This is a genomic window from Aurantimonas sp. E1-2-R+4, assembly GCF_036549515.1.
GTDB classification, from domain to species: Bacteria; Pseudomonadota; Alphaproteobacteria; order Rhizobiales; family Rhizobiaceae; genus Aurantimonas; species Aurantimonas coralicida_A.
Map to the genome: position 1 here is coordinate 108,519 of NZ_JAZHLK010000005.1, position 19,448 is coordinate 127,966.

A 19,448-nucleotide genomic window follows, 5' to 3' on the forward strand; every position below is an offset into this window, starting at 1 on the left:
CCATGCCATCGGCGATCGTCACGTCGAGTTATCGCGGCGATTTCGAGCGATGCCGGTTGCTCTGCGAAAGCATCGATCGGCGCGTTGCCGGCTTTACGCGCCACCTGATCCTGGTCGAGGCCGGCGACATCGCGCTGTTCCGGCAACTCGCCGGGCCGAAGCGGGAGATCGTCGACGAGCGCGAGCTGCTGCCGCGTTGGTTGCGCCCGTTCCCGGACCCCTCGTCCTTCGGTCGCCGTCGGATTTGGCTCTCGGCCTACGGCCCACCTCTGCGCGGCTGGCATGTCCAGCAATTGCGGCGGCTGGCGATCGCGGCGGCGATCGAAGAAGAGGTGATGCTCTCCGTTGATTCCGACGTGGTCTTTCTGCGGGAGTTTGACGTCGGCAGCCTGTCGAGCGACGGCAAGGTTCGTTTCTTCCGGCGTAAGGGCGCGGTCGCGACCATCGATTCCGCCGCGCGCGACGAACACCGCGAATGGTCGCGACGGGCCGGCGAATTGCTCGGCATTTCCACGCCACCTTGGACCGATACGGCCTACATCACCACGCTTTTGGCCTGGCGCACCGACACGGTTCGGGACTTTCGACGCCGCGTCGAAGCCCGGATGGGCAAGCCTTGGCTCGCGGCCATCGCGGCCTCGCGCAGCCTGTCGGAATGTACGATCTACGGGCGCTTCGTCGACGAGTGCGAAGATCGGCCCGATCGCCACGCGCCGAGCGACCTGGAGCTGTGTCAGGTCTACTGGAACGGCGCGGCCCTCGGCTCACGCGAACTGACGGATTTCGCCGCGGGGCTGGAGCCGCATCAGGTCGCTGCGGGCATCCAGTCCTTCACCGGCACCGATCCCGATCTCATTCGCCGGGCTGCTGGGCTGGCGTGAGACGCCGCGCCGAGCGCGCGGCGGGTGGGGCGGTCCAGTCGAACGCCGCGTAGGTCGCGGCGGCGGACACGATCCAGAGCACCAGGAACAATCCGTTCAGGCCGAAAATCCAGGTCTCGGTCTGCGGCGCCGCGCGTAGCAGAACGATGAGAAGCGCCGCCTTGATGAGGCCGACGACCGCCAAGATCATCGCCCGTATCCCGGTCCTGCCACGGGCGTAGAGAAGCTCGCTCTCATATTCGACCAGATTGCGGAAGGCCGGCACGAACAGAGCGAGCAGCACCAAAGGCGCGGCCTCGGCGACATTCTTTCCGAGCGCCATCGGGAAGACGTGCAAGACACTGCCGAGAAAGCCGAGGCCGGCGACGGAGACGGCCGCGACGGCGGCCTCGATCCCCCAACGGATTCGCCATTGTGTCAGCCACTCGGGCGTGCGCATCAGCTTCTGGACGATCATCGTGTTGAACGAACGGATCGGCAGGGCGGTGAGATCGATGAGCCGCATCAAGATCGCGTAGATGCCGGCCATCTGCGGCCCGCCGAGCGACAGGACCAGCAGCTTGTCGAGCTCTGACTGGAGATAGAAGATGATTTCGGCGCTGGCGACCGACACGCTGTCCCGCCACCTGGCGAGATAGAGGGCCGGACGCAGGCGCAGGCGCTGACGGGGATAATAGGCGATGATCGCGAAACTTGCCGCAACGGCGTTCGCGCAGGCATAGGCGAGCGCCCATTGCACCAGCGAGCCGTCGCCGATCATCACGAAACCGACGGCGGCCACGGCCCGGATCGCCGAGCCGGCGATGACGATGATCGCCCCGCGCATAAAGCGTCCGAGGCCATTGTTCACGATGACCACGACCTCGAGGGCGCGCCAGAACACGACCTCCGCCAGGACCACGGCGGCGAAGGCGCCGATGCTCATCTCGCCCTTGAAGAATGTGACATAGAAGCCGGCCGCCGCGATCGCGACCAGCGGCAGCGACAGGATAAATGCAACAATCAGTCCGGCGGTGTAGGTTCCCACCAATCGCCGACGGACCGTCGCAACGCGGTAAAGCGGCGAAACGAAGCCGAAGCCGGCGATGCGCGACAGAACGATTCCGGTTGCTGAAGCCGTGGCGAACAGGCCGAAATCGCCAACCGACAGCCCGTTGGCGATGGAGACGAAATAGGCGAGCGACAAGACGAGGCGCCCGGCCGATCCGCCGAGCAACGAGGCGTAGTCCCGCACGAGGTTTAGGTTGCCCTTAAGCCTTTCGATCCAGACTGCGAAACGTTGCATGATCGACAACCTTGGAGCCGAGGGGCAGATGACGATACTTCACCGCCGTCGAGCCGCAAAATCCGCTTTCGCCGTCCCGCAGCGGGACGCGGCGGATGGGTGTTTGTCCAACCTTTCAAATAGCGCGGGAACCTTAACGCGCCGTTCTCTGTTGGCCGCCGGCGCCGGACTGGCGCTGGCGCCGGGGACAGTCGCGCTCGCCCGGGCCGAGCGGCATGGGGCGCCCCGTTCCGGCCCGGTGCCCCTCGGTTGCGCGGTCCAGGCCGAGTATTTCGATGCCGATCCAGCCTACAGAGACGCCGCGGTCGAGTATTTCGACCTGATCATGCCGATGAACGAACTGAAATTCGATCAGATCCGGCCGACCCGCGACAGCTGGAATTTCGAGCCCGCGGACCGGCTGGTGGAGTTTGCCCTTTCCCACGGTCGCTCGACCCGCGGGACCTGCCACGTCTGGTGGAATTCGACGCCGGAATGGGTTGAGCGGATCGAGACGGCAAAGGAAGCGGAAGCGGCGCTCATCGCGCACATCGAACGGGTCGGGGACCGCTACGAGGGCAAGTTGACCGGCTGGGACGTCGTCAACGAGGTGATCTCACACAATCCCATCAGCGAGGGTCCGCTGCGCCGGACCGCGTGGCTCAAGAAGCTCGGGCCGCAGCATATCCCCATCGCCTTCGAGGCGACGGCGCGGGCGGATCCCGGCGCGCGGCTGGTCATCAACGACTACGATCTCGAATTCGCCGGGCCGCGCTACGATGCCCGCCGTCAGGTGATGCTGACGATCGTGCGCCAGCTCCAGGATCGCAACGTGGCCGTCACCGGCGTCGGCATCCAGGGGCATCTTTACGCCGACCGGACGATCGACAAGGACGCACTGGAAGTGTTCCATCGCACGCTTGACGGCTTGGGGGTCGGCCTCTTGGTGACCGAACTGGATGTGATCGACTGGGAGAGCGTGCCCGGTGCCGAGCCCCAGGATGCGACGGCGCAACGCCTGGTGACCGATCTCCTCGATGGAGTCTTTGCCTTCAAGGCGCCGGAATCGGTGATCGTCTGGGGTGTCAGCGACCGCTACAGCTGGGTCTCGGATGTGCTTCCCCGCCCGGACGGGCATCCGAGCCGCCCGTTGCCACTCGACCGGGATATGGCTCCGAAGCGCTGGATGACGCTCTTGCGGCAGCGTTTGAGATCGATCTGACTTTGCGTAAGGGGCCGTTATCGTCCCCGCGTTAACTGTTTCTTGAGCATGAAACCGCATTTTCGACGGATCAGGGCCCGCGACAGACGTCCGGCTCCGGCAATTCGGTGACGCCCATGTTCTCGACATCTTCAGCGACAAATCCGACGGCAAGCGCCCGGTCGCGCTCGCATGTCACGGTCGTTGAGCGTTCTGGACAGGCTTCGCTGATCGACCCCATCTACATCTTCCGCCATGTCTGGTCGTCCAAGCCGCTAATCGTCCTCACAACGTTTCTCGGCATCGCGCTCGCCATTCTACTGGCTCTATCGACACCGAAACTCTACACCGCCGACACCCAGATCCTGGTCGACCCGCGCGACATCAAGGTGGTGCAGAACGAAGTCACCCCGAACGGGCTGCCCAACGAGGCAACCTTGGCGCTGATAGAAAGCCAGATCGCGGTCGTCTACTCGAACAACGTCCTGAACCGGGTGATCGACGAAGCCGGGCTCGAAAGCGACCCGGAATTCAACGGGACGGCCGAAACGTTCTTCGGGTCGATCTTTCCGAACCTGGCGTCCTTCCTCCGTGAGGACGACGCTCAGAGCGGGCGGCAACGGCTCGTGACCGTGAAGAACCTTCGCAAGGCGATGACCGTCACCCGCGACGCCAAGAGCTTCATCATCAATCTTTCGGTCGAGACGAGGGACCCGGAAAAATCCGCCGAGCTGTCGCGTCTGATCGGCGTCACATTCATCGACCAACTCGGGCGCGTGCAGTCGCAGACGGCACGGCGCGCCAGCGACGCGCTGTCTGCGCGTCTGGCTGAACTGCGCCAGACCGTCGCTGAAGCGGAACGGGCCGTCGAGGAATACAAGACGCGGAACAGGCTCGTCGGCGTCGGCGGGCGGCTCGTCGACGACGATTACATCCTGCGCACCAACGACCAGCTTGCCCGCACGCGTGGCGAACTGGCGGCGCTGCGGGTGCGCGCCGAGCAGATGAAAAACGTCGGCATCGACGATGTCGTCAAAGGCTCCTTCCCCGAGGAGTTGACGTCGGAAGCGCTGACCCGGCTGCGCAACACCTATTCCGAACTCGCCCAGCAGGCGGCCGTCCTCAGCACCACGCTCGGGCCTCGTCATCCGCAACGCATGGCCAGCCAGGAGGCGTTGGCCTCGGCGAGGAACGCCATCCGTGCCGAGCTCAACCGTATCGTCGCGGCGGCGCAGACGGATCTGGCCCGCGCCGAGCGCACCGACCGCGATCTGAGCACGCAGATCACCGCATTGAAAACCAAGCAGCTGGAGACCAGCGAATCCTTCGTCAAGCTGCGCGAACTGGAGCGCGAGGTCGAGGCATCGCGCGCGGTTTACGAAGCGTTCCTGCTTCGGGCGCGCGAAACCGGCGAGCAGGAAACCCTGAATACTGCCAATGTCCATGTCATCTCCGAGGCGACACCGCCGCTGGAGCCGTCGAGCTTGTCCCGGCGGACGATGGTCCTTCTTGGCGCGATCCTCGGCTTTCTCGTCGGAATCGGTATCGCCGTCCTCCGCGGCGCGGTGCGGTTCTTCCAGGAAGTGCGGCCGCTCGATCGTGTCGCCTGGGACGGCGCTGGCGTCCCTCTCGGTTTCGAGGCAGCCGGCTATCGCGGGCGCTCGCCCTATTCCCCCGGATATTATCCGTCTGCCGGCTTTTATTCCACTGCTCCCGCCGGCATGGGCGAGGCGCGACAGGCTGACCGCGACGACGCCGCCGTTGTTGGCGGGGTGGGTCTCGCTGACGCAGCCGGGATCCGTCCGGCGGTCTACGCCGAGACGGGGGATATCCGGCGTCCGGTTGACGAGGCCGGTGAACCGAACCGGGACCAGCACGAATCCGACCAGCCGGCCGAAATGAGCCCGCTCGAGGAGGAGCGCGTGGTCAGCGAAGAGGACATGGATCGGCAACCTGCGGGCGACGCTCCGGCTTCGCCCGACGCGGCGGCGGAGCCCGCCCCCGTCAACGGTGAACCGCAGACGAGCGAAGAATTGCGCGACGGTATCCGCGCGCTTGCCGCCGCGAGCCCCGAAATCGGCGATCAGCATAATCTCGTCGAAACGGACGACGCGGAGGTCGAGCGTCTCCAGTTCGACATCGCCGCCGTCAAGCGGCACATCGCTGAAATCCGCGAACGGCGTCAGGTCCACTGAGACGGCGCCCCCGTCCGACCTCCCGAAGCCGCGGGCGCGAACGCTCGCGAATTGATCCTTCCCAAGTCCGATCGCGGCTTTCACGCGCCGAAACGCGGAACGTGTCGACGTGCCGTGTTGCGATCGCCGATGCCCTTGCGTTTCCTCTCAGTCGGGATAGCTTCGAAAGAAGGGCATCCGACCGTGGGAGTGGCCGGATGCAGGGCACCGACGATCGGCGCGCCCGATCGGGACATCAGGGAGGATTTTTCCATGACGCTTTCGCGGTTGGTTCTGGCGTTTGCCGCTTCGACCCTTTTCACCGGCGGCGCCTTCGCCGCCGAGCTGTCACTGGTCTCTGGCTCCGTCGGCAAGGACATCGAGGAATTGCGGGGGCAGCTCGACGATTTCGAGAAGGAATCAGGCCACACAGTCAAGATCGTCGAAATGCCGGCGTCGACCACCGACCAGTTCGGGCAGTATCGCCTGTGGCTGTCGGCCGGCAATGAGGACATCGACGTCTACCGGACCGACGTGATCTGGGCGCCGCAACTGGCCGGCAGTCTCGTCGACCTGACCGAGGCCGCCAAGGACATTGTCGGTCAGCATTTCCCCTCGATGATCGAATCCCAGACCGTCGACGGCAAGCTCGTCGCCTTGCCCATGTATACGGACGCACCAGCGCTCTACTACCGCACCGACCTGTTGGAGAAATATGGCAAGGAGCCGCCCAAGACATGGTCGGAACTCGAAGCCACCGCCAAGGATATCCAGGACAAGGAGCGCGAGGCCGGCAACGGCCAGATGAACGGTTTCGTCTTCCAGGGCGCGCCCTATGAGGGGCTGACCTGTGACGGGCTGGAATGGGTGGCGAGCAACGGCGGCGGGCAGATCGTCTCCCCGGATGGCGAGATCACCATCAACAATCCGAAGGCAGCCGCCGCGCTCGAAAGGGCCAAGGGCTGGGTTGGCACGATCGCCCCCGATGGCGTCCTCGCCTACAAGGAAGAGGAGTCGCGCGGCGTCTGGCAGACCGGCAATGCCGTGTTCATGCGCAACTGGCCCTATGCCTACGCGCTGTCGAACGGCGACGACTCCGCGGTCGCCGGCAAGTTCGACGTGGTGCCGCTCCCAGCCTCGGAAGGTGGTTCGTCGGCGGCCTGTCTCGGCGGCTGGAACCTGGCGGTCTCCAAATACTCGCAGAACCAGGAGGCGGCGATCGATCTCGTCAAGTTCCTGAGCTCGGAAAAGGCGCAGAAGCAGCGTGCCGTCAATCAGTCGCGCCTGCCGACGATCCCGACGCTGTACGACGATGCGGAGATCGCCGAGAAGCAGCCGATCGTCACAGAATGGAAGGAAGTCGTGACCAACGCCGTCCCGCGTCCCTCGGCACCGACCAAGCGCCAGTACAACGAGGTCTCGAAGGAGTTCTGGACGGCCGTCAACGAGACCCTCTCCGGCCGGGGCTCTGCCGCCGACAATCTCGATCAGCTCGAAAAGCGCCTGCGCCGGCTGAAGCGCAGCGCCTGGGAGTGAGATTCCGCCCAAGCTGCTTGGGTGGAGGAGGCTAGGAAGCGCCTTTTCCTGCGAACGGCATCCGGCGGGCATAGACCGCGAAGCGGCGGCCGGCGGACCAGATCGAAAGTCCATTGGGAGGGACGACGATGGCCAATGTCTCGCTGGGCGTGCCGCCGACAGGCAGGGCGATCGCGGCCGAGGAGCAGGAAGCGGCGGGCCGCTCCGATCTCTCCCGCCAGCGGCTGAAGTCGGCCTGGCTGTTTCTGACCCCGATGCTCGTCGTGCTGGCCCTCGTCGCCGGCTGGCCGCTGCTCCAAACGATCTGGTTCTCCTTTACCGATGCCAGCCTCGACAACATCGCGGGGGCCGAGTTCGTCGGATTCCGGAACTATTGGGAATATGTCGATTACGGCGATGGGGAGGGCGAATATTTCGGCCTCCTGTTCGATCCGCAATGGTGGAACTCGGTCTGGAACACAGTCTACTATTCGGTGATCTCGGTTTCGATCGAAACCGTGCTGGGGCTCGCCTTCGCCCTCGTTCTCAACGCCGAGTTCAAGGGGCGCGCCCTGGTGCGCGCGGCGGTCCTCATCCCCTGGGCGATCCCGACGATCGTCTCGGCGAAGATGTGGGCCTGGATGATGAACGACCAGTTCGGCATCCTCAACGACATGCTGATGACGATCGGCGTCCTGTCCGCCCCGGTTGCCTGGACGGCGACGCCCGAGACAGCGATGTGGGCGGTGATCATCGTCGATGTGTGGAAGACAACGCCCTTCATGGCGCTGCTGATCCTCGCCGGCCTGCAGATGGTTCCGGGCGACGTCTACGAGGCCGCCAAGATCGACGGCATCCATCCGGTCAAGGTGTTCTGGAAGGTGACGCTGCCGCTGATCCGGCCGGCGATCCTCGTCGCCGTCATCTTTCGCGCGCTGGATGCGCTGCGTGTCTTCGACCTCATCTACGTGCTGACGCCGAACAATACCGATACCAAGACGATGTCGGTCTTCGCCCAGGAAAACCTCTTCCAGTTCGACAAGTTCGCCTATGGATCGGCGGCCTCGACGCTGTTGTTCCTGGTGATCGCCTTCATCACCCTGTTCTACATCAAGGTCGCCAGACTGGATCTCGGGGGAGGACGCTGACATGCCGGTCGTCATCAAGCGCACCGCCTTTTACGCCCTCGTCGTCGCCATCGTCCTGTTCTCGATCTTCCCGTTCTATTACGCGATCCTGACCAGCTTCAAATCCGGTACCGCACTGTTCCGGGTGAACTATTTCCCGACGGATTTCTCGCTGGTGAACTATCGCGGCATCTTCGCGAGCGGCGAGTTTCCGACCAACATCCTCAATTCTGTCATCGTCGCCTCGGTCGTCGTGGCGATCTCGCTGTCCCTCGCGGTGACGGCCGCCTATGCGCTGTCGCGGATCAATTTTCGCGGACGCGGGCTGTTGCTTTTGACCATCCTCGCCGTCTCGATGTTCCCGCAGATCGCCGTGCTCGCCGGGCTGTTCGAGATGGTCCGCGTCACCGGCCTCTACAACACGCTGTTCTCGCTGATCTTCGCCTATATGATTTTCACCCTGCCGTTCACCGTCTGGGTGCTGACGACCTTCATGCGCGACCTGCCGATCGAGATCGAGGAGGCGGCGATCGTCGACGGCGCCTCGCCCTTCACCATCGTTGTCAAAGTGTTCCTGCCGCTGATGTGGCCGGCGCTGGTGACCACCGGGCTGCTCGCCTTCATCGCGGCGTGGAACGAGTTCCTGTTCGCGCTGACCTTCGTGTCCAACAACGACACGCGCACCGTGCCGGTGGCGATCGCGCTCTTATCGGGCGCCTCCGAGCAGGAAATTCCCTGGGGCACGATCATGGCGGCCTCCGTCGTGGTGACGGTGCCGCTGATCGTCCTGGTGCTGGTTTTCCAGCGCAAGATCATTTCCGGCCTGACCGCCGGCGGAGTGAAAGGCTGACATGCGGACGACGCGGCAGACTGACGATGCTTCCATGACGACCGATTGCGCGGATGCCTCGCCGAGAGCCGCCACGGCGGATCGCGACTGGTGGCGCGGCGCGGTGCTCTACCAGATCTATCCGCGCTCTTTCCAGGACTCCGACGGCGACGGCATCGGCGATCTTCCTGGCATCACCCGCCGGCTGGCCTATGTCGCCTCGCTCGGGGTCGACGGCATCTGGCTGTCGCCCTTCATGACCTCGCCGATGAAGGATTTCGGCTACGACATCTCCGACTATCGCGACGTCGATCCGCTGTTCGGAACGCTTGCGGATTTCGACGCGCTCGTCGCCGAGGCGCACCGGCTAGGTTTGAAGGTGGTGATCGATCAGGTGCTGTCGCACACCTCCGACCGCCACCCCTGGTTCGTCGAAAGCCGCCTGAGCCACGACAATTTCAAGGCGGATTGGTATGTCTGGGCCGATCCCAAGCCTGACGGAACCCCGCCGACCAACTGGCTGTCGGTGTTCGGCGGCTCGTCCTGGGAGTGGGACTCCAAGCGCCGGCAATACTACCTGCACAATTTTCTCGCCTCACAGCCCGATCTCAACTTCCACAACCTGGATGTGCGGGCGGCGCTGCTCTCCGACGTCCGCTTCTGGCTCGATCGTGGGGTCGACGGGTTTCGGCTCGATACGGCGAATTTCTACTTCCACGATCGCGAATTGCGGGACAATCCGCCGCTCGAGGCCGCGCTCCAGTCCGAGGTGATGGCCTCGCGCAACCAGCCCTACAATTGGCAGGCGCATATCTACGACAAGAATCGGCCGGAAAACCTCACCTTCCTGAGGGAGTTCCGGGCGTTGCTCGACGAATATCCGGCCGCCACCTCGGTTGGCGAGGTCGGCGAGCGCATCCACGGCGCCGAGTTGATGGGCGAATACACCGCCGGCGGCGACAAGCTGCATATGTGCTACGCCTTCGACTTCCTGTCGGGCCGGATGCCGGCGGTCGCCGATCTGACGGGCACGCTGCGGCGCTTCGAGGCGGCCGCGGCCGACGGCTGGGCCTGCTGGGCGTTTTCCAACCACGATGTCGAGCGGCACGCGACGCGCTGGGCCGAGGATCACCACGAGGCCGACAAGGTTCTGCGGCTGGCGGCCGGCGTCCTGTTGACGCTGCGCGGCTCGATCTGTCTCTACCAGGGCGAGGAACTGGGGCTGGTCGAGGCCGACATCGCCTATGAGGATCTGGTCGATCCCTACGGCATCAATTTCTGGCCGGAAGTGAAGGGGCGCGACGGCTGCCGCACGCCGATGGTCTGGGAGGCGGACGCGACCAATGCCGGTTTTTCGACCGGCAGGCCTTGGCTGCCCGTAGCCGCCGGGCACAAGGACCGCGCCGTCGATGTGATGGAGGCGGAGCCGGACTCGCTGCTCGACTTCTACCGGGAGTTCCTGCGCTTCCGGCGTGCCCATCCGGCGTTCGCCAAGGGTACGATAACGTTTCTGCCGTCGCCGCCGACGGTTCTGGCGTTCACGCGCGAGCATGACGGGGAGCGGCTCGTCTGCGCGTTCAATTTCGACGCCGATGCGACGCATTTCGATCTGCCGGTAGGCAGCGTTCCGACCGCGCTGTCCGGATATGGATTTTCAGGTGAGGCCGATGGGGCGACGATTCGCCTCGGCGGCTTCGACGGTTTTATCGGCAGGCTGTGAGGCAAGCGCGCGCGGCTGGAAGGGAGACAGGACCATGGCGAACCTCAAGCTGACCGGTATCAGAAAGGCCTACGGACAGGTGCAGGTCCTGCACGGTATCGACCTCGATATCGAGCCGGGCGAGTTCATCGTCTTCGTCGGCCCGTCCGGCTGCGGCAAATCCACCCTTTTGCGGGTGATCGCCGGTCTCGAGGACATCACCGGCGGAACGCTCGAGATCGACGGCGAGGTCGTCAATGGCCGGACCCCGAAGGAGCGCGGCATCGCCATGGTGTTCCAGTCCTACGCGCTCTATCCGCACATGAATGTCTACGACAACATGGCATTCGGCCTGAAACTGGAGAAAAACAACTCCAAGCAGGAGGTCGACCAGCGGGTTCGCGAGGCGGCGCAGATCCTGCAGATCGAGTCCTATCTCGACCGCCTGCCCAAGGCGCTTTCCGGCGGCCAGCGCCAGCGCGTCGCCATCGGGCGGGCGATCACCCGCAATCCGAAGGTGTTCCTGTTCGACGAGCCCTTGTCCAACCTCGACGCGGCGCTGCGTGTCCAGACCCGGATCGAGATCGCCCGGCTGCACGAGCGCATGGCCGGCACGACGATGGTCTACGTCACCCACGATCAGGTCGAGGCGATGACCCTCGCCGACAAGATCGTGGTTCTCAACCAGGGCCATGTCGAGCAGGTCGGATCACCGATGGAGCTCTACAATCGGCCGGACAATCTCTTCGTCGCCCGCTTCCTCGGCTCGCCCTCGATGAACATCCTGCCGGCGACGATCGAAGCGACGGGGCAGCAAACCCGGGTGCTGCTGACGGGCGGGCGCTCGGTGACACTGCCGATCGCCTCTCCACCCGACGCAATTGGACGCCCGGCCCATCTCGGCATCCGGCCGGAGAACCTCGTTTTATCCGACAGTCCGGACGCGCCGTTCAGCGGCGAGGTCATGCTGACGGAGTCGCTCGGCGAGGTCACGCTGGTCTATGTCGACATCGGTCGCACCGACGAGCCCTTCGTCGTCAAGCTGCCGGGGGAAGTGACGATCGCGCGGGGGACCACGGTGGCGTTGACGGCCGACCCCGACGCGATGCGGCTGTTCGGCGAAGACGGCAAGGCGATGCGAACGGCGCCGCAGCGCGTCGCCGCCTGACGGACTGACAAGGGACACCGCCGAAAGCGGCGATCCCGGTTTGCGTCAGAAGACGCTGGCGCCGTTGTCGGCGGTGCCGACCGCTGCCCGGAAGGCTCCGAACAACTCGCGCCCCAGCCCGTATTCGTTGCCGGATAAATCCGGCTTCGCCAACTCACGGGCGTCGAATTCCGCCGCGTCGACCAGGATTTCAAGCGTGCCGTTTTCGCCGTCGAGCCGAATCATGTCGCCTTCCTGGATCCGGGCGATGGCGCCGCCGGCCTTGGCTTCCGGCGTGACATGGATCGCCGCCGGCACCTTGCCCGAGGCGCCCGACATCCGGCCGTCCGTCACCAGCGCGACCTTGTGGCCACGATCCAAAAGCACGCCGAGAAGCGGCGTCAGCTTGTGCAGTTCCGGCATGCCGTTCGCCTGCGGTCCTTGGAAGCGGACCACGGCGATGAAATCCTGATTGAGGTCCCCGGCGTCGAATGCCGCCTTCAGATCGTTCTGATCGTGGAAGATTTTCGCAGGCGCCTCGACGAGGCGGCGCTCGGGCTTGACCGCCGAAACCTTGATCACGGCCTTGCCCATGTTGCCGGTCAGCATCCGCACGCCACCATTCGATGAAAACGGTTGATCGGGGGTGGTCAGCACCTTCGGGTCGCCGCTCTCCTTCGTTGCCGCCACCCGCGTCACGGATTGCCCATCGTCGGCGAGCCGAGCCTCGACCGCGTAGGCGCTCAAGCCGTGGCCCCAGGCGGTGCGGACGTCCTCGTGCAGCAGCCCCCGACCAAGGAGCTCGCGGATCAGGAATCCCATGCCGCCGGCGGCCTGGAAGTGGTTCACGTCGGCGAGGCCGTTCGGGTAGACCCGCGTCAGCAGCGGCGTTGCATCCGAGAGGTCGGAAATGTCCTGCCAGGTGAGCTTGATCCCGGCCGCCGCCGCCATCGCGACGAGATGCATGGTGTGGTTGGTGGAGCCGCCGGTGGCATGCAGGCCGACGACGCCGTTGACCACGGCGCGCTCGTCGACGACCAGCCCGGCCGGCGTGTATTCGTTGCCGAGCGCGGTGATGGCAAGCGCCCGCTTGGTCGCCTCCTTCGTCAAAGCATCGCGCAGCGGCGTGTTCGGGTTGATGAAGGAGGAGCCCGGCGTGTGCAGACCCATGATCTCCATCAGCATCTGGTTGGAGTTCGCGGTGCCGTAGAAGGTGCAGGTGCCGGGTCCATGGTAAGATCGGGACTCGGCCTCGAGCAGCTCGTCGCGGCCGACCTTGCCTTCCGCATAGAGCTGGCGGATGCGGCTCTTCTCGTCGTTCGGAAGCCCGGTTGTCATCGGCCCGGCCGGGACGAAGATCGCCGGCAGATGGCCGAAGGTCAGCGCCGCGATGGTCAGGCCCGGCACGATCTTGTCGCAGACGCCGAGATAGACGGCCGCGTCGAACATGTCGTGGGAGAGACCGACCGCCGCCGCCATGGCGATCACGTCGCGCGAGAACAGCGACAGCTCCATGCCGCCCTGTCCCTGGGTCACGCCGTCGCACATCGCCGGAACGCCGGAGGCGACCTGCGCGGTGGCGCCCATTTCGCGCGCCGCCTCGCGGATCAGTTCCGGATAACGTTCGAACGGTTGATGGGCCGAGAGCATGTCGTTATAGGCCGTGACGATGCCGAGATTGGGCGTCTGGCCGCCGGCAAGGCGGTCCTTGTCCACCGGACCGCAAGCGGCGAAGCCGTGGGCAAGATTGCCGCAGGACAGTGTCGAGCGCTTCGGCCCCTCGGCGCCCTTGGCGGTAATGCGCGCGACGTAGGCTTCGCGGGTCGACGCCGAGCGCTCGCGAATGCGATCGGTGATGGCTTCGATGCGAGGATCTGCGGTCATGGTCTCGACCTTCTTGGCAGGAGGAAGTCAGGGCGCCCAGAATACGTTCAGCGGCTCGGTCCGCCGCGCCCGCAGCACCGCACGAACCGGGAGGTCCATTGCCGCGCCGTCCTTGAGCGCCGTCTCATAGACAGCCAGCTTTTCCTCACCTTCGATATGGAGAGCGAGGAGGCGCGCGTCGACCAGCAGCGGCAGCGTCAGCGTCACGCGCGGTTCGCCGGCCCCCGGCGCGCGGATCGCGACGACCGGCTCGTTCGTCGCCATGTCGATCGCCTGGGCCAGATTGTCGGCGTCGGGGAAGAACGAGGCGGTATGGCCGTCGGCACCCATGCCGAGGATCGCCGCATCGAAGGGACGGGCCAGCCGCTGGAACCGCTCGCCGAGGTCGGTCAGCGCGTCTTCGGGCGTCGGCGCATCCATGTAGAGCGGCACGAAGCGCGCCTGCGCCGCGCCGTTCTTGAGCAGGTGTCGGCGTAGCATGGCCGCGTTCGACCGCTCGTTGGTTTCCGGAACCCAGCGCTCGTCGACCAGCGTGACGCGGACATTGCGCCAATCGATGTCGGCCTCGGCCAGGCGCTCGAAGAAACGCGTCGGCGTCGAGCCGCCGGAGACCGCCAGCGTCGCCGAGCCGCGCGTGGCGATCGCTCCAGCGAGCACGGCGGCGACGCCGGTGGCCAGCGCTTCGGCGAGCGCCTCGCGCGTTTGATAGCGATGCAGGACGGGAGTGGGGATCATCGCATCCATCAATAGGGCTCGTGCCAGGTGCGCCCGTCGCGTTCGATCAGCGCGACGCCGGAGGACGGCCCCCATGTGCCGGCGGTGTAACCCTGCGGCTTCATGCCCTTCTCCTCCCAGGCATCGAGGATCGGGTCGACCCACTTCCAGGCGGCCTCGACCTCGTCGCGTCGCATGAACAGCGTCTGGTTGCCGCGAATGACGTCCATCAGCAACCGTTCGTAGGCGTCAGGATTGCGCACACGGAACGACTCGGCAAAGCTCATGTCGAGCGGCACATGGCGTAGCCGCATGCCGCCCGGGCCAGGGTCCTTGATCATCAGCCATTGCTTGACGCCCTCGTTGGGCTGCAGGCGCATGACCAGCTGGTTCTGGACGATATTGCCGGCGGCTCCGGCGAAGATCGAATGCGGGATCGGCCGGAAGGTGACGACGATCTCCGACATGCGTTCCGAGAGCCGCTTGCCGGTGCGCAGATAGAACGGCACGCCGGCCCAGCGCCAATTGTTGATCTCGGCCTTGATCGCGACGAAGGTTTCGGTGTTGCTCTCGCCATTGCCGAGATCGTCGAGATAGCTCTTGACCGCGGCCCCGTCCGAAGCGCCCGCCTTGTACTGGCCCCGCACGGTGCGGCTTTCGACATTCGAGGCGTCGATCGGGCGCAGCGCGCGCAACACCTTCAGCTTTTCGTCGCGCAGCGCGTCGGCATCGAGGGCCGCCGGCGGCTCCAGCGCGACCAGGCACATCAGCTGGACGATATGGTTCTGCACCATGTCCCGCAACGCGCCCGACTTGTCGTAATAGCCGGCGCGGCCTTCCAGCCCGACCGATTCGGCGACGGTGATCTGCACATGGTCGATATGCGCCGAATTCCAGATCGGCTCGTATAGGGCGTTGGCGAACCGCAGCACCATCAGGTTCTGCACGGTTTCCTTGCCGAGATAGTGGTCGATGCGGAAGACCTGCTCCTCGGTGAAATGATCGGCGATAATCTGGTTGAGTTCGCAGGCTGATTTGAGATCGCGACCGACCGGCTTCTCGATGACGAGCCGCATGTTCGAACTCGACAGGCCCTTTTCGCCGATCTGCCTGGCGAAATCGGCGAACAGCGAAGGACCGACCGCCAGATAAAAGGCGCGAATGCGGTCTTCGCCCGCCTCGTCGAGCAGGGCGCGCAATTCGTCCCAGCCTTCGTCGGCGCGCGCGTCGACCTTGCGGTAGTGGAGCCGCGACAGGAAGCGGTCGACCGATACCTGATGCATGTCGGCTGCGTCGACGTGCTTGGCGAGGGCCTGGCGGGCGAAGGCGCGGTAATCCTCGTCGGATATCTCGCTGCGGGACGCGCCAATGATGCGCGAGGCGTCGGGTATCTGGCCATCATGATCGCGATGGTAAAGGGCCGGCAGCAACTTGCGCTCGGCAAGGTCACCATTGCCGCCGAAAACGACATAGTCGAATGGCTCGACGGGTATGATCTGGCTGGACATCGCTCGTCTTTCTGTCGCGGAGGGCCGACATCGGCCGCGCACGCGATCTGCTTAGTCTAATCGATTGAATTTTTCCATACCCCGGAAAAATTCAATCCCCGTCTTATTGGCGCGCGCTCATCGCTCATCGCTCATCGCTCATCGCTCATCGCTCCTCGCTCGTCCTTGCGACGCGCGGCGGCGCGCGCGATCGCCTCCACCACCTCATGTCCGGCAAATGGCTTGCGGATAGCCTCGACTTCGGGAGGGTTGTCTTCGGGCAATTCCAGTCGCTCCCCGTAGCCGGTGACGAAGACGAAGGGGATGTTCTTGCGGTTGAGCGGTCCGATCAGGGAAAAGCTGGTTTCAGCGCCGAGATTGACGTCGAGCAGCGCCACATCGAAAGTCTCGCTCTCGATGAGCTGGCGGGCCTCGGCAAGGTTGGCGGCCGTGAAGACCCTCTCCATGCCATTGTCGAGCAGCAATTGCTCGGTGTCGAGCGCAATGATGACGCTGTCCTCGACGATCAGGCAACTCAAGCCGTCCAACGTCACGGTCCCGCTCGTCGGGGCCGTTTTCGACTGTGGTGTCGCCTCGCTCGGGGTTTTCCGGTCGCCACTGTCCAGGTGGAAGGCCGAAGCCGGGAACAGGAAGCGTGCGGTCAGACCTGACTCTGGGTAAGCTACCTCGGCCTCGCCGCCGAGATCGTGGGGAATCGCGCGCTCGATGATCGTCGAGCCGAAGCCGCGGCGCGTGGGCGGCGAGACCACCGGCCCCTCGCTCTCGTGCCAGCGAAGCTCGCATGAGCCATCTGCCGCGATCGTCCAGCCGGCGCGCACGATCCCTTTCGTATCGGAGAGTGCGCCGTATTTCGCCGAATTGGTCACCATTTCGTGGAACACCAGCGCCAGGGTGGAAAAGGCATTCGCCTCGATAAAGATATCCGGCCCCTCGAGATGAACGCGACCGGCGTTCCGCCCGACATAGGCCTGCACTTCGGTCTGGATGATGTCGCCCAGTCTTTGGGCGACGTAGGTTTGGCGGGTGATCTGGTCGTGGGCCCGCGCCAGCGCCTGGATGCGCCCGCCAATGATGCCGCCGAACTCCTCGACCGAAGCGGCTCCCGCCTGGCTTTGCCCGACCAAGGCGCGGATCAGGCTGAGAATGTTGCGAACCCGATGGTTGAGTTCGGCGATGACGAATTCCTGATGTTGGGTCGCAACGTCGCGGTGGCGCTCGTTTTCCTCGTTGAAATGCAACAGCACTTCCAGAAGTGAAACCCGCAGAGCCTCCGCCCGCTTCAGCTCCGACTCCGTCCAGCTACTACTCCTGCCGACCACCGACTCCTTCCAGACCTCGAAGCTCTCGCGTGGGGTCAGCCTTGGCCCGTTCGGCCCCATCACAGTCTGCTTCTTGGTGGGATTGCCGGCCCAACTGACGGTCTGGACGATCTCCTTGCGGAAGAAAAGAAGATAATCCCGCGGTCTGCGGGAAAGCGGGATCGCCAGCATGCCGGCTGCCCGATCTGTAAAAGCGGCGGCGTCCGGAGAGACCTCGCCCAGCCGGTCGCTCGCATAGACCTTGCTGGCGGAGGCACGATTGAGGAATCGCGCGAGTTGGGCGATCTCCTGCTGGTTTGGGCACTGACCGAAGGCTCGGGCCTCGTCCTCCGCCCAGACCGCCAGCCCGTCGCAGGCGATGAAGTCGCGCCACTCGTCGGCATGGTCGGCGAGCGTCGTGATCGAGGGCGTCGTCGCGACGAGTTTGCCGATGTAGCGATCGTGGAGATTGCGCGCGGCCTCGTCGGCCTCACGCCGCTCCCTGTGAATCCGGCCCTCGATAACGAAGGAGGCCATCTGGCCAAAGAGTTCGATGGCGCTTCGCAACTCCATGGGCAGGTGCCGCGCCGCGTAGTGATGCAGCGCGAACAGGCCCCACAGCTTGCCGTCGATCACGATCGAGATCGACATGGAGGCCGAAATCCCCATGTTCTTCAGGTATTCGACGTGGATCGGCGAAACTGCCCGCAGCAACGAGAGCGAAAGATCCAGCGGTCGCCCCTCGGGGCTGAGGGCGGGCGTGATCGCAACCGGTTCGGCATCGACATTGGCGATGATGCGGATCTGATTACGGATATAAAGCGCGCGCGCCTGCTGCGGAATATCGCTTGCCGGATAATGGAGGCCGAGAAACGTCTCGTAGCCGCCACGCACTGATTCGGCGATGACAGCACCGGCACCGTCATCATGAAATCGATACAGCATGACCCGGTCGAACCCGGTCACGGCCCGCAATTGTCGTACGCATTCGCGATAGAGCGTTTCCAGATCGGGCGCTTTCTGGATGCGCAGTATCATTGCTTTGACGAGGGCGCCGGAATCGGCCGAGCGTCGCGCGGAGGCCGGCTCCATCTCCAACACGATTGAATCGCCTGATCGGTGGATGGCGACATCGAAATACTGGCCGTTCTCAAACACATCGATCGCGAAGAGTCGCTCCGAGCCGTCATTGTTCGACAGCACTTGCAGGCGTCCCCGCACCGCGTGCATCGTCGATGCTGGCAAGATGGTGACGAGCGGCACGCCGAGAAGCTCGTCCGCCGATTTGCCGACAAAATCGCCGATATTGACCGACGCGTGCCGGACCATCCAGTCGGCGGTGGCCGCGATCAGAAAGCCGAATTCCTGGATGCGACCCAGCAGATGAATGGGCTCGCGATCGCAGTTCGACAGATCGACCTGAAACGGAACAGCGGCGTCGGTGGTCACGATGGGACGTTCCCGTCTTTGGATGGGTGTGGGAAGCCGGCGAGGGCGGCCTCGAATAAGGCGAAAGCGGCATTCGCGGCTGCAAGCGCGCGGGCGCGATGGGGCGCGGCGTATATAGCGACCGACAGGTCGTCCATCCGGTCCCGGAAACCGTCGGCGAGTGCCGCCGCCTCCAGATAGGCGGTCGAAACTCCCGGCCATCGCCGGGCATTCCCGCGTGCCAGGAAATCGCGATGGATGAACCGGGCTCCGAGCCGCGACCCATCGAGCACATAGGCAATGCCCGCCGCCTCCGGGAGCCCGACGGGGCGAACGGGGAAGGGGATAGTGGCGGCCGGATGCAATCCCATTTGCCGCATGTCCGATGCCAGCGCCGGCAGCAGGATCGTCCGCAAGTTCGAGCCGATCGTCGCGTCGAGCCCCGCATGTCCGTAGAGAAGCGGTTCCAGGGCCGAATGCGCCGCATGGTTCATGGCGATAAAACGCTGATAGAGGCCCGGGCCCGAGGCTTCGGTCATGCCCTCGAAAATCCGGTCGAGGGCAGCATGGCGATCTGTGGTTCCGGAGCGCAGCAATTGTCTCAACGAAGGGGCCGACGATCGTCCGTCGGATGGTCCGTCCAGGGGGCTTGCGAGCGCGGCATCAGTCATGTTGCATTCGGGTATCGTCCGGCTGGGATTGAGCTTACGGCGGCGTAACGTCAACCCTAGCCGCAAACGCAGAGGCGCGGCAATTGTTGTCCCGTCCCGCGCCGCCTA

General features: G+C 64.7%; 14 protein-coding genes. 8 read left to right on the forward strand and 6 right to left on the reverse strand.

Annotated features, from left to right (window positions below):
- The first annotated feature begins 2 nt into the window (after window positions 1-2).
- Complete coding sequence (locus VQ045_RS04180; protein WP_331829259.1) at window positions 3-881, forward strand: DUF6492 family protein; 879 nt, start codon at window positions 3-5, stop codon at window positions 879-881.
- Here the strand turns inward: VQ045_RS04180 and VQ045_RS04185 are convergent.
- Window positions 853-2,166, reverse strand: coding sequence for a lipopolysaccharide biosynthesis protein (locus tag VQ045_RS04185; protein ID WP_331829260.1), 1,314 nt, complete (start codon window positions 2,164-2,166; stop codon window positions 853-855). The two genes, VQ045_RS04180 and VQ045_RS04185, sit on opposite strands and share 29 nt — an antisense overlap.
- Window positions 2,167-2,317: 151 nt before the next feature.
- Between VQ045_RS04185 and VQ045_RS04190 the strand changes: the two genes are divergently transcribed.
- The 7 genes from VQ045_RS04190 to VQ045_RS04220 all read left to right on the forward strand — a co-directional run bounded on the left by VQ045_RS04190 (window position 2,318) and on the right by VQ045_RS04220 (window position 11,858).
- The gene (locus tag VQ045_RS04190; protein ID WP_331829261.1) at window positions 2,318-3,367 is read left to right on the forward strand and encodes an endo-1,4-beta-xylanase; all 1,050 of its coding nucleotides are present in this window, start codon (window positions 2,318-2,320) and stop codon (window positions 3,365-3,367) included.
- A 116-nt stretch (window positions 3,368-3,483) separates the two neighbouring features.
- Window positions 3,484-5,541: a GumC family protein gene (locus tag VQ045_RS04195; RefSeq protein WP_331829262.1), complete on the forward strand. Its 2,058-nt coding sequence runs from the start codon at window positions 3,484-3,486 to the stop codon at window positions 5,539-5,541.
- Between the two features lie 252 nt (window positions 5,542-5,793).
- Window positions 5,794-7,056, forward strand: coding sequence for an ABC transporter substrate-binding protein (locus VQ045_RS04200; protein ID WP_331829263.1), 1,263 nt, complete (start codon window positions 5,794-5,796; stop codon window positions 7,054-7,056).
- 128 nt (window positions 7,057-7,184) lie between these two features.
- Window positions 7,185-8,183 carry a carbohydrate ABC transporter permease gene (locus VQ045_RS04205; RefSeq protein WP_442879822.1) on the forward strand — a complete coding sequence of 333 codons (999 nt, stop codon included), beginning with the start codon at window positions 7,185-7,187 and terminating at the stop codon, window positions 8,181-8,183.
- A 1-nt stretch (window position 8,184) separates the two neighbouring features.
- Window positions 8,185-9,012: a carbohydrate ABC transporter permease gene (locus VQ045_RS04210; protein WP_327623255.1), complete on the forward strand. Its 828-nt coding sequence runs from the start codon at window positions 8,185-8,187 to the stop codon at window positions 9,010-9,012.
- Window positions 9,013-9,046: 34 nt separating this feature from the next.
- Entirely contained in the window at window positions 9,047-10,711 is a 1,665-nt protein-coding gene (gene bglA / locus VQ045_RS04215) for a beta-galactosidase BglA (protein ID WP_327623256.1), read from the forward strand.
- 34 nt (window positions 10,712-10,745) lie between these two features.
- Window positions 10,746-11,858 carry an ABC transporter ATP-binding protein gene (locus VQ045_RS04220; protein WP_327623257.1) on the forward strand — a complete coding sequence of 371 codons (1,113 nt, stop codon included), beginning with the start codon at window positions 10,746-10,748 and terminating at the stop codon, window positions 11,856-11,858.
- Window positions 11,859-11,903: 45 nt separating this feature from the next.
- On the opposite strand, the gene edd is transcribed toward VQ045_RS04220, so the two are convergent.
- The 5 genes from edd to VQ045_RS04245 form a co-directional block, all read right to left on the reverse strand.
- The gene (gene edd, locus VQ045_RS04225; protein ID WP_331829264.1) at window positions 11,904-13,721 is read right to left on the reverse strand and encodes a phosphogluconate dehydratase; all 1,818 of its coding nucleotides are present in this window, start codon (window positions 13,719-13,721) and stop codon (window positions 11,904-11,906) included.
- A gap of 27 nt (window positions 13,722-13,748) precedes the next feature.
- On the reverse strand, window positions 13,749-14,456 hold the full coding sequence (gene pgl, locus VQ045_RS04230) for a 6-phosphogluconolactonase (RefSeq protein WP_442873059.1): 708 nt from the start codon (window positions 14,454-14,456) through the stop codon (window positions 13,749-13,751).
- Window positions 14,457-14,464: 8 nt separating this feature from the next.
- Window positions 14,465-15,943 carry a glucose-6-phosphate dehydrogenase gene (gene zwf, locus VQ045_RS04235; RefSeq protein ID WP_327623260.1) on the reverse strand — a complete coding sequence of 493 codons (1,479 nt, stop codon included), beginning with the start codon at window positions 15,941-15,943 and terminating at the stop codon, window positions 14,465-14,467.
- A 131-nt stretch (window positions 15,944-16,074) separates the two neighbouring features.
- A complete protein-coding gene (locus VQ045_RS04240; RefSeq protein WP_331829265.1) occupies window positions 16,075-18,690 on the reverse strand; it encodes an HWE histidine kinase domain-containing protein in 2,616 nt (871 codons plus the stop codon).
- Entirely contained in the window at window positions 18,687-19,208 is a 522-nt protein-coding gene (locus VQ045_RS04245) for a hypothetical protein (RefSeq protein ID WP_331829266.1), read from the reverse strand. The genes VQ045_RS04240 and VQ045_RS04245 overlap by 4 nt, the downstream gene beginning before the upstream one ends.
- Window positions 19,209-19,448: the final 240 nt, after the last annotated feature.

What these genes read in the sequence shown, in the direction of transcription:
- VQ045_RS04210 (WP_327623255.1), top strand. Translation starts at nt 8,185, where the DNA reads ATGCCGGTCGTCATCAAGCGCACCGCCTTTTACGCCCTCGTCGTCGCC.
- bglA (WP_327623256.1), top strand. Translation starts at nt 9,047, where the DNA reads ATGACGACCGATTGCGCGGATGCCTCGCCGAGAGCCGCCACGGCGGAT.
- edd (WP_331829264.1), bottom strand. Translation starts at nt 13,721, where the DNA reads ATGACCGCAGATCCTCGCATCGAAGCCATCACCGATCGCATTCGCGAG.
- VQ045_RS04200 (WP_331829263.1), top strand. Translation starts at nt 5,794, where the DNA reads ATGACGCTTTCGCGGTTGGTTCTGGCGTTTGCCGCTTCGACCCTTTTC.
- VQ045_RS04195 (WP_331829262.1), top strand. Translation starts at nt 3,484, where the DNA reads ATGTTCTCGACATCTTCAGCGACAAATCCGACGGCAAGCGCCCGGTCG.
- VQ045_RS04220 (WP_327623257.1), top strand. Translation starts at nt 10,746, where the DNA reads ATGGCGAACCTCAAGCTGACCGGTATCAGAAAGGCCTACGGACAGGTG.
- VQ045_RS04205 (WP_442879822.1), top strand. Translation starts at nt 7,185, where the DNA reads ATGGCCAATGTCTCGCTGGGCGTGCCGCCGACAGGCAGGGCGATCGCG.
- zwf (WP_327623260.1), bottom strand. Translation starts at nt 15,943, where the DNA reads ATGTCCAGCCAGATCATACCCGTCGAGCCATTCGACTATGTCGTTTTC.
- VQ045_RS04180 (WP_331829259.1), top strand. Translation starts at nt 3, where the DNA reads ATGCCATCGGCGATCGTCACGTCGAGTTATCGCGGCGATTTCGAGCGA.
- VQ045_RS04245 (WP_331829266.1), bottom strand. Translation starts at nt 19,208, where the DNA reads ATGACCGAAGCCTCGGGCCCGGGCCTCTATCAGCGTTTTATCGCCATG.
- VQ045_RS04185 (WP_331829260.1), bottom strand. Translation starts at nt 2,166, where the DNA reads ATGCAACGTTTCGCAGTCTGGATCGAAAGGCTTAAGGGCAACCTAAAC.
- pgl (WP_442873059.1), bottom strand. Translation starts at nt 14,456, where the DNA reads ATGATCCCCACTCCCGTCCTGCATCGCTATCAAACGCGCGAGGCGCTC.